13 protein-coding genes are annotated in these 14,271 nt (G+C 67.6%); 7 read left to right on the top strand and 6 right to left on the bottom strand.

The window, feature by feature from the left end; translation table 11 throughout:
- Positions 1 to 206 precede the first annotated feature (206 nt).
- Positions 207 to 1,805: a TROVE domain-containing protein gene (locus ACYVN4_RS27405; RefSeq protein WP_460724976.1), complete on the top strand. Its 1,599-nt coding sequence runs from the start codon at positions 207 to 209 to the stop codon at positions 1,803 to 1,805.
- 14 nt (positions 1,806 to 1,819) lie between these two features.
- Positions 1,820 to 2,533 (top strand): DUF6882 domain-containing protein, encoded by a 714-nt coding sequence (locus ACYVN4_RS27400; protein WP_460724880.1) that lies wholly within the window; start codon positions 1,820 to 1,822, stop codon positions 2,531 to 2,533.
- 3 nt (positions 2,534 to 2,536) lie between these two features.
- Here ACYVN4_RS27400 and thrS read toward each other — a convergent pair whose 3' ends face one another.
- The gene (thrS, locus tag ACYVN4_RS27395) at positions 2,537 to 3,754 is read right to left on the bottom strand and encodes a threonine--tRNA ligase (protein WP_460724879.1); all 1,218 of its coding nucleotides are present in this window, start codon (positions 3,752 to 3,754) and stop codon (positions 2,537 to 2,539) included.
- A gap of 209 nt (positions 3,755 to 3,963) precedes the next feature.
- Between thrS and ACYVN4_RS27390 the strand changes: the two genes are divergently transcribed.
- The gene (locus tag ACYVN4_RS27390; protein ID WP_460724878.1) at positions 3,964 to 5,307 is read left to right on the top strand and encodes a phthiocerol/phthiodiolone dimycocerosyl transferase family protein; all 1,344 of its coding nucleotides are present in this window, start codon (positions 3,964 to 3,966) and stop codon (positions 5,305 to 5,307) included.
- On the opposite strand, the gene ACYVN4_RS27385 is transcribed toward ACYVN4_RS27390, so the two are convergent.
- The 5 genes from ACYVN4_RS27385 to ACYVN4_RS27365 all read right to left on the bottom strand — a co-directional run bounded on the left by ACYVN4_RS27385 (position 5,281) and on the right by ACYVN4_RS27365 (position 10,433).
- Complete coding sequence (locus tag ACYVN4_RS27385) at positions 5,281 to 6,858, bottom strand: class I adenylate-forming enzyme family protein (RefSeq protein WP_460724877.1); 1,578 nt, start codon at positions 6,856 to 6,858, stop codon at positions 5,281 to 5,283. The two genes, ACYVN4_RS27390 and ACYVN4_RS27385, sit on opposite strands and share 27 nt — an antisense overlap.
- Positions 6,855 to 7,607, bottom strand: coding sequence for a glycosyltransferase family 2 protein (locus ACYVN4_RS27380; protein WP_460724876.1), 753 nt, complete (start codon positions 7,605 to 7,607; stop codon positions 6,855 to 6,857). Before ACYVN4_RS27380 ends, ACYVN4_RS27385 begins: the two co-directional genes overlap by 4 nt.
- A gap of 30 nt (positions 7,608 to 7,637) precedes the next feature.
- Positions 7,638 to 8,546 carry a hypothetical protein gene (locus tag ACYVN4_RS27375; RefSeq protein WP_460724875.1) on the bottom strand — a complete coding sequence of 303 codons (909 nt, stop codon included), beginning with the start codon at positions 8,544 to 8,546 and terminating at the stop codon, positions 7,638 to 7,640.
- Between the two features lie 5 nt (positions 8,547 to 8,551).
- A complete protein-coding gene (locus ACYVN4_RS27370; RefSeq protein ID WP_460724874.1) occupies positions 8,552 to 9,586 on the bottom strand; it encodes a 3-oxoacyl-ACP synthase III family protein in 1,035 nt (344 codons plus the stop codon).
- Positions 9,587 to 9,698: 112 nt separating this feature from the next.
- The gene (locus ACYVN4_RS27365) at positions 9,699 to 10,433 is read right to left on the bottom strand and encodes an SDR family NAD(P)-dependent oxidoreductase (RefSeq protein ID WP_452396892.1); all 735 of its coding nucleotides are present in this window, start codon (positions 10,431 to 10,433) and stop codon (positions 9,699 to 9,701) included.
- Between the two features lie 59 nt (positions 10,434 to 10,492).
- On the opposite strand from ACYVN4_RS27365, the gene ACYVN4_RS27360 reads away from it, so the two are divergent.
- The 4 genes from ACYVN4_RS27360 (at position 10,493) to ACYVN4_RS27345 (ending at position 14,261) form a co-directional block, all read left to right on the top strand.
- Positions 10,493 to 11,317, top strand: a complete 825-nt coding sequence (locus ACYVN4_RS27360) for an alpha/beta fold hydrolase (protein WP_460724873.1) — start codon at positions 10,493 to 10,495, stop codon at positions 11,315 to 11,317.
- A gap of 86 nt (positions 11,318 to 11,403) precedes the next feature.
- On the top strand, positions 11,404 to 12,786 hold the full coding sequence (gene mshA / locus ACYVN4_RS27355) for a D-inositol-3-phosphate glycosyltransferase (RefSeq protein ID WP_460724872.1): 1,383 nt from the start codon (positions 11,404 to 11,406) through the stop codon (positions 12,784 to 12,786).
- The gene (locus ACYVN4_RS27350; protein WP_460724871.1) at positions 12,783 to 13,352 is read left to right on the top strand and encodes a type III secretion system chaperone family protein; all 570 of its coding nucleotides are present in this window, start codon (positions 12,783 to 12,785) and stop codon (positions 13,350 to 13,352) included. Before mshA ends, ACYVN4_RS27350 begins: the two co-directional genes overlap by 4 nt.
- A 21-nt stretch (positions 13,353 to 13,373) precedes the next feature.
- Positions 13,374 to 14,261, top strand: a complete 888-nt coding sequence (locus tag ACYVN4_RS27345) for an ROK family protein (RefSeq protein ID WP_460724870.1) — start codon at positions 13,374 to 13,376, stop codon at positions 14,259 to 14,261.
- Positions 14,262 to 14,271 lie beyond the last annotated feature (10 nt).

Genomic DNA, 14,271 nt, shown 5'->3' with positions numbered 1-14,271 from the left:
AAACCCCGGTCGTGCCAACACGCCCGCTCACCCGTGTTCGCGTGACGAGAAGACGGGCCGGAGCCGATCGGTTAACGGCATTCAAAGGTTCAAATCCTTACCCGGCCCCGGAGTCATCCGGTGTCCGGTTCCCGGTAGGCACACACATGCCCGTCTTCTCCACGCCCCGAAAGGATTCGGGGTCGAACGAGGAAGAGGTGGTGAGCATGGATGTGTTCGCGAAAATCAACCTCCGCGCCACCAGGCAGACCGAACGGGCTGATGCGCGGCAGGTCCGAAACAGCGCTGGGGGCTTCACTTTCGAAGTGACGCCGGAAGTGCGGCTGCGCCGGTTCCTTACCCTCGGCACCGAGTCGGGAACCTACTACACGAACGCACATGACCTGACGAAGGAAAACGCCGCTGTAGTAATGGATTTCGCGGAGAATCGCACCGCGGACCTGGTGGCCGAGATCGTCGCCGTGTCCACGGCGGGGCGTGCGCCCAAGCAGAATCCGGCGCTCTTCGCGCTCGCCGCGGCCGCGTCGCTCGGTGATGTCGACGGCCGCCGGACCGCGCTCGAGGCGCTGCCGCTGGTGGCGCGCACCGGGACGCACCTGTTCCTGTTCGCGCGCTACATCGAGCAGTTCCGTGGCTGGGGTCGTGGTCTGCGTCGCGGGGTGGCGAACTGGTACCTGGACAAGTCCGTCGATGACCTGGCCTATCAGAGCGTGAAATACCGTCAGCGTGACGGTTGGACTCATCGGGATGTGCTGCGTCTGTCGCACCCGGAGACCGCGCAGGACGAGCGTCGTCGCCTGTTCGACTGGATCTGCGGGCGCGAGACGGCGCTGGACGGCCTGCGGCTGGTCGAGGGGTTCACCCGTGCGCAGTCCGCGCCGGTCGCGCAGCTCCCGGAGCTGGTGCGGGAGTACCGGCTGTCCTGGGAGATGCTGCCGGACGAGGGGATCAACGACCCGCTCGTGTGGGAAGCGTTGCTGGACAACGGGATGCCGCAGACCGCGCTGATGCGTCAGCTGCCGCGGCTGACCCGGCTGGGACTGCTGTCCCCGCTGGGCGCGCGAACCAAGGCCGTCGCCGAGCAGCTGGCCGATCGTGATCGGCTGCGCAAAGCACGGGTGCACCCGATGAATGTGCTTGTCGCGCAGCGCACCTACGCGTCGGGCAAGTCTGCGCGTGGTGAAAGCACCTGGGAGCCTTCGCGTCCGATCGTCGACGCTCTGGACGCTGCGTTCTACGCGGCATTCGAGGCGGTCGAGCCGACCGGTAGGCGGCACCTGCTCGCGCTGGACGTCTCCGGATCGATGACGGCGCAGATCTCCGGGCTGCCGTTGTCCGCTCGCGAGGCGTCCGCAGCGCTGGCCCTGGTCACCGCGTCGATCGAATCCGAGTGCGAGATCGTGGGATTCACGTCGCTCGAAGGCGGCGGTTGGCGGGATGCCGCCCTCACGCCGCTGTCGATCAGCCCGCGTCAGCGACTGGACGATGCCATCCGCGCGGTCAGCAAACTGCCGTTCGGTGGTACGGATTGCGCGCTGCCGATGCTGTACGCGCTGGAGCGCAAGCTGCAGGTCGACGTGTTCGTGGTCGTAACAGACAACGAGACGTGGGCGGGCCAGATCCAGCCGCACCAGGCGCTGGCCCAGTACCGCCGCAAGATCAATCCGGAGGCGAAGTTGGTGGTGATCGGGATGACCGCCACCAACTTCACCATCGCCGATCCGGACGATGCGGGCGAGCTCGATATTGCCGGATTCGATTCGGCGGTACCGACTTTGCTGGCGGACTTCGCGCGCGGTCTGTGACTACAGTCGGGGGCGTGTCCGCAAACCTGACTTTGGCCAATGTGCTCGACGACGCGGCTCTCTTGTCGTTCGAGCACCAGATGCATCTCTCGGAGGTGCTCGGCGAGCATTCGTGGAATGTGAATCTCGTCGAGCGCCGCTTCGAATTCCGGTGTGCCGAACGCACTCTCGTGTGCACCGGAATGCACCTGCTGGGGAGTTCCGCGCCGGGCCCGCAGTCCTGGCTGTGGTCCTGGGCGAACCCGACCGGGTACCCGGCCGATGTGGTCGCGGTCGCGAAATCGATGCAGGAGTTCGGGGCTCAGCACGGTATCCCCGAATTGGCTTCCCCCGAGGTGCCGTTCGCCGCGTTCGGCTCCGAGGTGGAACCGCACCAGGTGTCCTGGACCATGATGGAGCTGGCCAAGCCGATCTCCGGCCACTGGACGTCGTATCAGGGCAATACCGGTAACGGCACCTTCGCGGCCTTCCTGGTCGAGCATCCCGAACTCCAGCTGCCGCAGCCGTCGCTGCCGCGCCTGATGCGGGTGCTGACCCAGGGCGTGTCGGAGATCCACCTGACCGATCACCGTCGCGCGGTGCACAGTTACTTGACCCGGCGCGGTCTCACCGTCAGCTTCGCGCCGGATGGCAGCGCGCTGCGCTTCGAGGGTCCCACCGTGCACGGCAGCGTCGATTTCGACGAGCTCGGCCGGGTCTCGAACTTCAACGGCGGAGTGCCGAGCTGACGCTCACTCCGACCACAAGCGGGTCTCGTGCGCATCGACCAGCGCGCGAACCCGACCCACGGCGTCCGGGGCGGGTTGCGCGGGCAACCGCCGCCCGTCCCGCAGCCGCACGGCCACCGCGCCGTCCGCGGTCTCGGCGGGGCCGAGCACGAACTGGTAGGGGACCAAACGGTTTTCCCGAATGCGCGCACCCAGGCTGCCCGCCTCCGCGCTGATCGCGGTGGCGCGGAGCCCGGCGTTCAGGCATTCCTCGGCCAGCGCGGCGGCCGCCGCATCCTCGGCCTCCGAGACCGGCAGCACCACCACCTGCACCGGTGCCAGCCAGGCGGGGAACGCGCCGCCGTGCACCTCGATCAATTGCGCGACCGCACGTTCGACACTGCCGATAATGCTGCGGTGCACCATGACCGGGCGATGCTTCGCCCCGTCGGCCCCGATGTAGTGCAGGTCGAACTGCTCGGGCTGATGGAAGTCGATCTGAACGGTGGACAGGGTGGCTTCCCGGCCCGCGTGGTCGATCACCTGGACGTCGATCTTCGGCCCGTAGAAGGCGGCTTCTCCCGCCGCCGATTCATAGGGCAGACCGGAGCGATCCAGCACCTCGGTCAGCACCTTGATCGAGCGCTCCCATTTCTCCGGCGCGGCAACGTATTTCCCGCCGGGACCGGGCAGTGACAGCCGGTAGCGCGACGCGCTGATCCCCATCGCCCGATACGCGGCCGCGATCAGCTCCAGGGCAGCGGCGGCCTCGTCGGCGACCTGGTCCAGGGCGCAGAAGATGTGCGCGTCATTGAGCTGAATACAGCGCACCCGGGTCAAACCGCCCAGCACACCAGACAATTCGGAGCGGTACATGCCGCCCAGTTCGGCCAGTCGCAGCGGCAGTTCCCGATAACTGTGCGACCGGGACCGGTAGATCACCGCGTGATGCGGGCACAGGCTGGGCCGCAACACCACCTGCTCACCGCCGAGATCCATCGGCGGATACATGTCGTCGCTGTAATGCGACCAGTGGCCGGATATCTCGTAGAGCTCCCGTTTTCCGAGCACGGGGGAATAGACGTGCCGATAGCCCGCGCGCCGTTCGACGGTACGGATGTACTCCTCGAGGCTGTGCCGCACGATCGCGCCGTCGGGCAGCCAGTACGGCAACCCCGCGCCGATCAACGGGTCGGTATCGAACAGGCCGAGTTCCCGGCCGAGCTTGCGATGGTCGTGCATGGGGATTCTCCTTCGCGGACGAGGGCGAATGACCACACGGAAAAGCCCCGGGCATTCGCCCGGGGCCTTTGCGATCGAAACAGGGATCAGCGCGCCGGGACGTGGTCCGGCGTCGTAGTCGACTGTGCGCGCTGCATGGCCCAGGACCGTACGCCGGGGCCGCCAGGCTTGGCAAGGCGATATTCGCGAGACCGGGTTATCGTCAGCGGATGGCTAGGGCAGCAACCGGATTCGGGCGGAAATTGAGCCCGTCGGAGCGCTGGTTCTGGATCATCGACCGGCTCTCCCCGGCCAATTGCGTCGCCCGGGTGCGCGTGCACGGCCGGGTGTCGATGGCTCGCCTGGAGGCGGCGGCCGTCGCACTGCTTGCGGAATATCCACTGCTGCGCATGGGGATAGTCGACGACGCGGGGCGGAATCCGGAACTGACGCTGCTGGACGCGGCCTCGATTCCCCTGCGCCGGGTGGTCGGTGCGGACGACGAGGCATGGGTTCGGGAAATCGACACCGAATTGCGGACGCCGATCGACCTAGGCAAGGGCCTGGTCAGAATGGTCGATATCGTGTCGGCCGCGGGCACCGTGCACGAATTCCACGACCTCGTACTGACGGTGTCGCACATCATCGGCGACGGCCGTTCTCTGGTGGCGCTGCTGCGCAAGCTGGTCGGATATGCGGGCGCGAACAGCGATACCCCGGTGCCCGAACGGAATTCGATACCACCGGCCGACGACCTGATTCCGCGCGCGGCCCGCGGATTCTGGCGCTATGTGGCCACCAATCTGTTCGACGTGGTCGGTGGGCGCCTGGCGGGGCCGATCCGATTGACCTCGGCGACGGTGGCACTACCGCAGCGACGGACCCGGATCGTGCATCGGGTGCTGGAGCGAGAAGCCCTGGCGGACTTGGTTTCTGATTGCCGCCGGGCCGACGTCACCGTGCACGGTGTGCTCGCCGCGGCGGTGGGGAGCGCGATCGGCCGGGCCTCCGGCGCCGTGGTGGAGGGCATCGCCGGAATCGGTTCCCCGGTGGATTTCCGCGCGGAATTGCATCCTCGGCCGGACCCGGACGAGCTGGGCGTCTACGCCCCCGTCCTGATCGGTTACGCGCCATTCGGACCGGGCGTCTCGCTGTGGGACGCGGCCCGCGGGCTGAAACGCCAATTGGACATGGGTATCCGGCAGCGCAGACATTTGTCGACGGTCGCGGGCATGCGATTCGCGACGCCGCGCTCGGCGCGCGCCGGGGCTCGGATCGCGAGCGCGCTGGATCGACGCGCGCCCTGGAATGTATCGGTCACCAATCTGGGCCGCGTCGAATTCCCCAGCGAAACAGCCGGATTGCGATTGTCCGGCCTGCTGGTGGCGGCCTCGAATTCGTGCGTGAGCGTGCTGACCGTCGCCGTCGCCACCGCCCACGACGAAATGCACATCACCTTCTGCTACGTCGAGGACATGCTGTCCGCACGGCAGACGGACGAATTCGCCGATGCGGTCCTCACCGAACTAAGGGAGCGACCGCAACCCTCAGCGGTCCCGCAGCAGGACACGTAGCGCGGCCCGATCGGGCTTACTGGTGCGACCGCTCACCGGGATCTCCCCGACCAGCACGATCTCGTCCGGCAGCGCGGAAGTATCGATGAGCGAGGGCAATTCACTCTCCAGCCGCCCCGCGAGATCATCCGTACCCGGATCCGCCACCACCGCCAGCACGATCCGCTCATCCCCGATCTCATCGGGAATGCCGACCATGATCGCCTGCCGCACCCCCTCGATCGCGGTGATGGCCGGTTCGTACAGTCCCGGATAGATATTGGTCTTGCCGCGGATCATCATGTCCTTCTTGCGACCCATGAGCACCAGCTCCCCGCCCTCGAAGCGGGCGAGATCGCCGGTGGCGACCTCCTTCAGCGGCGCTTCGCCGAGGTAGCCGCGGCACAGGTTGGGTCCGGAGAGAATGAGTTCCCCGTCGTCGGCCAGCCGCGCGTCGACACCCTCGGCCGGGTATCCGAGCAGATCGCCGGGCCCCGCGAACTCCAGCTTCTCGGTGCCGGAAACGACTGCCACCGGCAGGATTTCGGTCATCCCGTAGATGGCGAGGAATTCGGTGTCGGGCAGCGCGGCGCGCGCCCGCCGCAGCAGCGCGGTGGTGACCGGTGCGCCACCCAGCGAAATCTCCTCGACCCCCTTCGGCGCGGTCAGCTGTCCGGTCTCGATGGCGTCGAGCACCACCGCGAGATCGGCGGGGGTGAAGAAGGCATGCGTGGCCGTGTCGAGGGTGCGGGCGAATCCGAGCGGATCGATGTGGGTGCCGAAGCGCGGATAGCGCGGCATGGACCAGCGCGCCCCCTCGAGCACGGCGGGCAGCCCCATCATCAGTTGCTCGGTGTGCAGGTGCGAGCCCGGCATGAGGGTGGTGTGCCCGGCCAGGGCGGCCAGGCCCGCGCCCAGCGAACCCCGGGTGTGCACCACGGCTTTCGGGTCGGCGGTGGTGCCGGAGGTGAAGACGATGAGCGCCTCGGCCTCGGGATCCTCCACCGGGGCATCGACGGTCGAACTGTTCGCCTGCCCGGACCAGCCGGGTTCGGAGCCGATCAGCTGCCGCAGCGGGATCGAGCCGCGCGGCGTGCCGGGTAGCCGTGGCCCACTGTGAATGTGGCGCACCGGCAGTTTTCCGAACTCCGGTAGCGAGAGCCCCAGCCGTCGCCCGTAGCGGCGCAGCGGCCCGCTCAGCAGATACAGCAGCGATTCGGTCGCCGCCCAGCGCGGTTGCACCAATTCCAGTCGCCGCGCGAACAATTCGGGACCGACACCCGGATCCACGAACACGATGGTGCCGCCCGCCGCGACGGTCCCCAGCACCAGCACCACCGCGTCGACGCAGGGCCGAATGGAGAACAGCATCCGGTCGCCGGGTTGGAATCCCCTGCTGTGCAGGCGTTTCACCACCAGCCGGATGCGGGCGTCGAGCTCCGCGAAGCTCAGTGGCGGTTCGCCGATCATGCCCAGTGCGGGCCCGTCCGGGGTGCGGAGTACCTGTTCCCGTAGGAGGGCGGTGAAATCCTCACCGGGCGAACTGTTCTCGGATCTGCCACCGGCGGTCAACGGATGTCCACCAACTCCGGTTTGTACCGGTGGTCGGCGTACCAGGCGAGGGTCTTGCGCACACCCCAGGCTCGCACGCGCCGGTTGGAGCCGTACACCCGCACGTCGCGGCGCAGCCCGTAGTCGGTGGTGAGCATGCGCACCGCGTTCACCAGGGCCCGATCCTCGTGCAGGTCCTCGATGGCCGTGCGCGGGAATCCGCCCGCGGCTTCGTACAGTTCGGCGGTGATGGCCATATTGCAGCCGGGCGTCATGACGTACGGGCCGAGATAGCGCGGATCCTTGTTGCCGGGCCGGAACTTCCCGAAGAACGACGCCACCTCGAGCGCGACCCGGATGATGATGCGGTCTCGCGGTCGCACCCCTTCGTCGGTGCGCGGGATGAGCTGTCCGCTGATCAATCGCAGTCCGTCGTCGAACCCGGCGCGCACCCGCGCGGTCCAGTCGGGCGCGGGCAGGCAGTCGGCATCGGTGCGGGCCAAGCGGATCGCACCGGCCGCGATGGCGTGTCGCATGCCGGTGTCGGCGGCCGCGCCGGTGCCCTTGCACGGCTCACCGATCACCTCGACGCGCATATCCGGCCGGGCGTCGGCGAATTCACGCACCACCTTGGCGGTGGCGTCGGTGGAGTTGTTGTCCACCACCAGCAGCGTGAAGTCGCGGTCCTGCTGCCCGGCCAGGGCGGTCAACGTGGCGGTGATGCCGTGTTCCTCGTTGTAGGCGGGCACGATCACCCAGAGTTCGTTCATCGCCCCTCCTCGTGGATTTCCCACCCCGGCCTACGGTTTCGGCAAGCGGTACGCGATGGCGGCGGCCGAGGGGCCCGCCCCGGCGGCCACGAACAAGGCTACGTCGGCGTGCGCGAGCTTGCCTGCGTCGCGGGCTGCCAGGTAGGCGACCGGCAGTGCCGACGTGTGCGCGTCCAGGCGCGCGGAGCCGCTGTCGTCCACCGGTTCGGTGTCATCGGTGCTGATCGCCTCGGGTGCGATACCCAGGCGCCGGGCCAGCAGGGTGGGGAAGTCGGGGGTGGGCCGTCCGCACACCAGCACGATGCGGTCGAGGGGGACATCGGCCACCTCGAGGGCTTCGCTGGCCGCCGAAATCGCGTGGTGCAGCAACTCTTCGACGGTGCCGGAGCGCTGCACCCGAATCGAAGACCGACCGGTCGTGCCCATTTCCGCAAGGCGCAGATAGCCCTCCGCCATCGGCCGGGCATCCGTGGCCGAGATGTGCAACGCCCCGAAACCCGCTGTGCCCGACACCTTCTCCAACAGCATGGCCGCACCCACCGGCTTGATCGGGAAACCCGGCTGCGGCACCGGCGATTTCGAGGGATGCGCGTCCCCGGCGACCAGCAGCACCCGGTGCACGGTCGGCGCCTCCAGCAGCGCCTGACTGACCTGAATGGCATTGAGAATGCCGCACGCCCCGTTCATCAGATCGAACGACAGACACGGCACATCGCCGCTGTGATACTCCAGCCTGATACCCGCCTGCTGCTGGATCAGCGCGGACATGGCCGGTTCCACCATGTTCGAGTCGCGATAGACGCCGGTATTGATCAGCGCGTCGATCTGCTCGGGGGTGCAACCGGCCTCCGCGATGGCGCGGCGCGCGGCCGCCGCGGCCTGTTCGATGGAGCTGCCGCCGCCGATTTCGGTGGCTACGGAAGAAATTACGATTCCCATGCTGATCACACCCGAAGATCGCCGAGCGTCACCGACAGAAACCCCGCCACCACACCGGAGGCCGCGGGCACCATCAGTACTTTCTCCCCGGACGCTATCCGCTGTTGTTTGAGCGCGTCGTGCAAAACCACGAAATGCGAGGTGGAAGCGGTGTTGCCGTAGCGATCCAGCACCATCAACGCGGGCGGGATCGGAGCATCGAATTCGCGTTCGGCGATCTTCGCTACGAATTCCACTGCGGGGGCGCTGAATTGATGATGGATCACGTGGTCGTAGCCCTCCGCGGCAAAATTGCTGCCCCGCTCCGCCAGGAATTCCCGCTGCCGGGTGGTCCAGAGCAGATAGCGGGACTCGTTGTGCATGGCCCGATTATCGGTGTACAGCGCGATGCCGGAACTGCGGTCGCTGGGCATGCCCAGGCACAGGTGCGCGAATGCGGCGCTGGTATTGAGTTCGATGTAGTCGATGCAGTCCGCGTCGGTGCCCTGACCATCGAGAACGACGGCGGCCGCGCCGTCGCCGACGGTCAGGGAGGCGAACTGCGGATCGTATTTCTCCGACATTTCCCGCACCGCGGTATCGGAGATGGGCGTGATGTACTCCCCGGACACCACCAGCCCGCGTTGCACGAGACCCGCACGAATCATGCGGTCCAGCACCAGAACTCCGCTCATCATGCCGGCGCAGGCATTGGAGACGTCGAAGTGGATCGCCCCGCTCGCGCCGAGTTCATTGCGCAGCATGAGGGCGAAGGAGGGTTCCACACAGAATTCCCCGTCGCGAATGCGCGTGATGGAACACGAGATGACGGCATCCAGATCGGCGGCGTCATAGCCCGAATTGTCCAGGGCGCTACGGGCGGCCGCCATCGCGATGCTGAACGAGTCCTCGTCCTGCGCACAGCGGCGGCGATGGCGCACGCCGCTGATGCGTTCCAGATCCAGTGGCGCGTCGACGGCCAGTTCGGCCAGCAACTCCGCGGTCGATATCTCGGCGGCGGGCAGATACGACCCCACCGCCTCGATGCGTGTTCTCACCATGCGCACTCCCAGCAGCCCTCGGTTGCCGGGGACGCTAGCAGCGTGCGTATTTCAGTTTTGAAAAATCTATGATTCAGATCATGTGAGCTGAACTACAGTGCGGCACAACGCATCAGCTGCGACGCGCGAACCGGCCCGACTCGGCCTGATCGCGCGGCTTCACCACGATGGTGTCCAGATTGACGTGCGGCGGGCGCGAGGCCACGAAACCGATGATCTCCGCAATGTCCTGTGCCACCAGCGGATCGATGCCCTTGTACACATTCGCCGCGCGCTCCTCGTCGCCGCCGAAACGCACCAGCGAGAACTCGGTTTCCACCGCGCCCGGCGCGATCTCGGTCAGGCGGACCGGCTGCCCGAGCAGCTCGCCGCGCAGCGTCCGATGCAGCACCGCTTGCGCGTGCTTCGCTGACGTGTAGCCGGAACCGTTGTCGTACACGGTCATTGCCGCGACCGAGGTGATGGTGACGATCAGGCCGTCACCGGAGGCGATCAGCTTGGGCAGCAACGCCTTCGTCAGGCGCAGCGTGCCCAGCACATTGGTCTCCCACATCCAGCGCCAGTCGTCGAGATCCGCGTCCAGCACCGGGGCCAGGCCCTTCGCGCCGCCGGCATTGTTCACCAGCACATCGCAGCTCTCGACCGCCTCGGTGAAGGCGCGCACCGATTCCTCGTCGGTCACATCCAGCGCCAGCGCGGTCCCGCCGATCTCCGCGGCCAACTGCTCGAGCCGATCGAGGCGACGGGCACCGACGTACACGTGGTACCCCTGCTTGGCGAGTTCGCGGGCAGTTGCCTCGCCGATACCCGAACTGGCTCCGGTCACCACAGCGGTACGAGTGCTCATGTCTCTGAGCTTAGGCAGGGCGTGTCGGCGGCGCGTCGCGGGTGGTTAGCCTCACTGTCATGGCTATTCGGGATGTAGTGAGCGTGGACGGCACGACCATCGTCTACCGGGTGACCGGTCCGGAAGGATCTCGGCCGCTGGTCCTGCTGCACGGCTGGGCCGGGAACCTGCGCAACTGGGGACGTGCCGCCGACCTGCTCGCCGAACACTTCCGGGTGATCGCGGTCGACCTGCGCGGCCACGGCTACTCCGATGCCCCCGAGGCCGGATACGACGACCCGAAGAACTGGGCCGGTGACATCGCCGCGGTCCTCGCGGCCGAGAACATCACCTCCGGCGCGATCCTGCTCGGCTGGTCCTACGGCGGAATCGTGCTCTCGGACTACCTCACCGCCTACGGAACCTCGGCCGTCGCGGGTGTCGTCTATACCGGTTCACAGGCCAATATCGGTCGCGGCGTGGAAGGCGCGGGCACGGGACCGGGCATGGGCAAGGCCATCCCCGACGTCTTCGACGAGAGCGCGGGCCATGCGATTCGCGGTTTCGGTGCCTTCGGCAATGCCAATACCGGACCCGGCCGCGACAAGGGCGTCGACGCCCAGCGGCTCTTCGGCGGCAGCATCGCCACCCTGCCCCGCGTGCGGAAGGCCTTGTTCTATCGCACAGTCGACAACACCGAGACCCTGCGCGGCCTGAACGTGCCGGTCCTGGTCCTGCACGGCACCGCCGACCCGGTCGTGCCCATCGAAAACGGCCGCTACATCGCCGACAACGTCCCCACCGTGCGGACCTCGTACTGGGAGGGTTCGCTGCACGGCCTCTTCATCGAAGATCCCGAGCGGTTCGTGTCCGAAATCACTACTTTCGCGAGCGACCTGCGGTGATAGCAGAATTGCATTCACGCTGACGAAAATCCTTGTGAAGCAGGTCACTTGGGAAGGTAACCCGTGCATGGGGTGTTACTACCCCTGTGCACACTGGAGTGGTGAGTCAACGACCTGACGTACGGCCTGATCGGATTGCCGTGCTGTCGGTGCATACCTCACCACTGGCCCAGCCGGGAACCGGCGACGCGGGCGGCATGAACGTCTACGTGTTGCAGACGGCCATCGAGTTGGCCCGTCGCGGTACCCAGGTCGAGATCTTCACCCGGGCGACCTCCTCTGCCGACGAGCCCGTCGTCGAGGCCGCACCCGGCGTTCTGGTTCGCAATGTGGTCGCGGGCCCTTTCGAGGGCCTCGACAAACACGATCTCCCCACGCAGCTGTGTCCCTTCGCCGCCGAGGTGCTGCGCACCGAGGCTCACAACCTGCCCGGTCACTACGACCTCATCCACTCGCACTACTGGCTCTCGGGTCAGGTCGGCTGGCTGGCTCGGGACCGCTGGCGGGTTCCCATGATCCACACCGCGCACACGCTGGCCGCGGTCAAGAACGCCTACCTCGCCGAGGGCGACTGCCCCGAGCCCGCGGTCCGCGAAATCGGTGAGAAGCAGATCGTCGCCGAGGCCGATCGCCTGGTCGCCAATACCGCCGAGGAAGCCCGGCAGCTCGTCGAGCTGTACGGCGCGGACCCGGCCCACATCGATGTCGCCCTGCCCGGCGCTGACCTGAATCGCTACCGGCCCGGCGACAAGCTCGCCGCCCGCATCGAACTCGGCCTGCCCGCGCACGAGCGCATCGTCGCCTTCATCGGGCGCATCCAGCCGCTCAAGGCCCCCGACGTGCTGGTCCGCGCGGCCGCCCAGGTGCTGGCCGAGGAGGCCGCCCGGCCCACCGCACCTGAGCGCCCGCTGCGCATCGTGATCGTCGGTGGCCCCTCCGGCAGCGGCCTCAAGAAGCCCGAGGCGCTGATCGAACTGGCTGCGGCCCTGGGCATTTCGGCCCGCGTCACCTTCCTGCCCCCGCAGCCCGCACACCGGCTGGTCGAGGTCTACCGGGCCGCCGATCTGGTCGCCGTGCCCAGCTACAACGAATCCTTCGGCCTGGTCGCCATCGAGGCGCAGGCCAGCGGCACCCCCGTGATCGCCGCCGACGTCGGCGGCCTGAGCACCGCCGTCCACGACGGCGTCACCGGCCTGCTGGTCCCGGGACACGAAACCGGCACCTGGGCCGCCGCCCTGCACTCGCTGCTCGACGATCCCGGCCGCCTCGAGGCCATGGGCCACGCCGCAGTCGGCCACGCCGCCAACTTCTCCTGGGCGCACACCGCCGACGCCCTGCTCGACAGCTACTCCGCCGCCCTCGCCCAGGCGCGGGTCGTGCGGCCGCTCCCGAGTAACCTGCACACCGACAGCAATCACGCCAGATCGCTGGCGTTGTGGCGGCGTCGGACGGGAGCACTACGGAGATGAGCGAGGTCGAGCGCGCGGATGATTGGACGCCGCGACCGCACGCCAGCAGCGGCGGCCTGAACGACGAAACCGCCCGCGCCACCGCCCAACTCATCGATGAAACCCTGCGCGACCGCGAGATCGAGTACACCCGCGACGCCCCCGACCTGTTCGTGGTCGTGCTTCCGGGTGAGCGCAAGCTCAAGACCGTCATCGGCGTCACCGTCGGCAAGCACGGCGTGCGCATGGAGTCCTTCGTCTGCCGCAAGCCCGACGAGAACTTCGAAGGCGTCTACCGCTTCCTGCTGCGCCGCAACCGTCGCCTCTACGGCGTGGCCTACACCATCGACCGCGTCGGCGACATCTACGTGGTCGGCCGCATGGCCAACGAACGCGTCACCGCCGACGAACTCGACCGCTGGTTCGGCCAGATCCTCGAGGCCGTCGACGCCGACTTCAACACCCTGCTCGAACTCGGCTTCGCCGAATCCATTCGCAAGGAATGGAAATGGCGCGTCTCGCGGGGTGAATCGCTGAAGAACCTGCGCGCCTTCGAACATCTCGTGGACGCGGCCGACAAAGAGTAAACGGCTGGCACAATGCCCACCATGACTGCGCTCGCACTGGATATCGGGGCTACGAAATTCGCGGCGGCCATGGTCGATCCGGCCGGGGCGGTGGGGGAATCGAAGCGGGTCGCGGTGCCGGAATCCGGGGTGTGGGATGCCTGCCGGGCCTTGTTGATGGAGGTTGCCGGGGATACCCGGATCAGCGCGGTCGGTATCGGGTCGGCCGGGCCCGTGGATGTGACCACCGGGGTGTGCGGGCCGCTCAATATTCCGGAATGGGTCGACGGGTTCCCGATCGTGGATTCGGTGCGGAAACTGTTTCCCGAGGCGGAGATTCGTTTCGCCATCGACGGTGTGTGCCTGGTACTCGCAGAGCAGCGGCTGGGAGCCGCGCGCGGTGTCGACAATGTGCTGGCTCTGACGGTGTCCTCCGGAATCGGGGGCGGCATCATCTCCGACGGCCGGGTTGTCATGGGCCGCACCGGGAATGGCGGGCATGTCGGCCATATCGTGGTGCCCGGTCAGGAAGAACCCTGCGCCTGCGGCGGTTTCGGCTGTGTCGAGGCCGTGGCCAGCGGCAAATCCTCGGTCCGCTGGGCCCGACGGCAGGGCTGGACCGGCACGACCGGAGTGGAACTCTCCGCCGCCGCGCACGCGGGCGAGCCGATCGCAGTGGCCGCGCTCGAGCGGGCGGGTACCGCGATCGGGACGGCCGTCGCCTCTGCCGCCGCCCTGCTCGACACGGATCTGGTGGCAATCGGGGGCGGCTTCGCGCAATCCGGCGAGTTGCTGTGGCAGCCGCTGCGGGCTGCGGCCACCGCGCACGCCCGGTTGAAATTCCTGCGTGAACTGCGGGTGGTGCCGTCCGAGCTGACCGATCAGGCCACCCTGCAGGGTGCTGCGATCCTCGCACTCGGGCGCGTCTAGTTCCGGCGCG

The sequence above is a fragment of the Nocardia heshunensis genome, from assembly GCF_054782115.1.
Note: the sequence above shows the minus strand (reverse complement) of the source record. Positions and strands in the feature narration are given on the sequence as shown.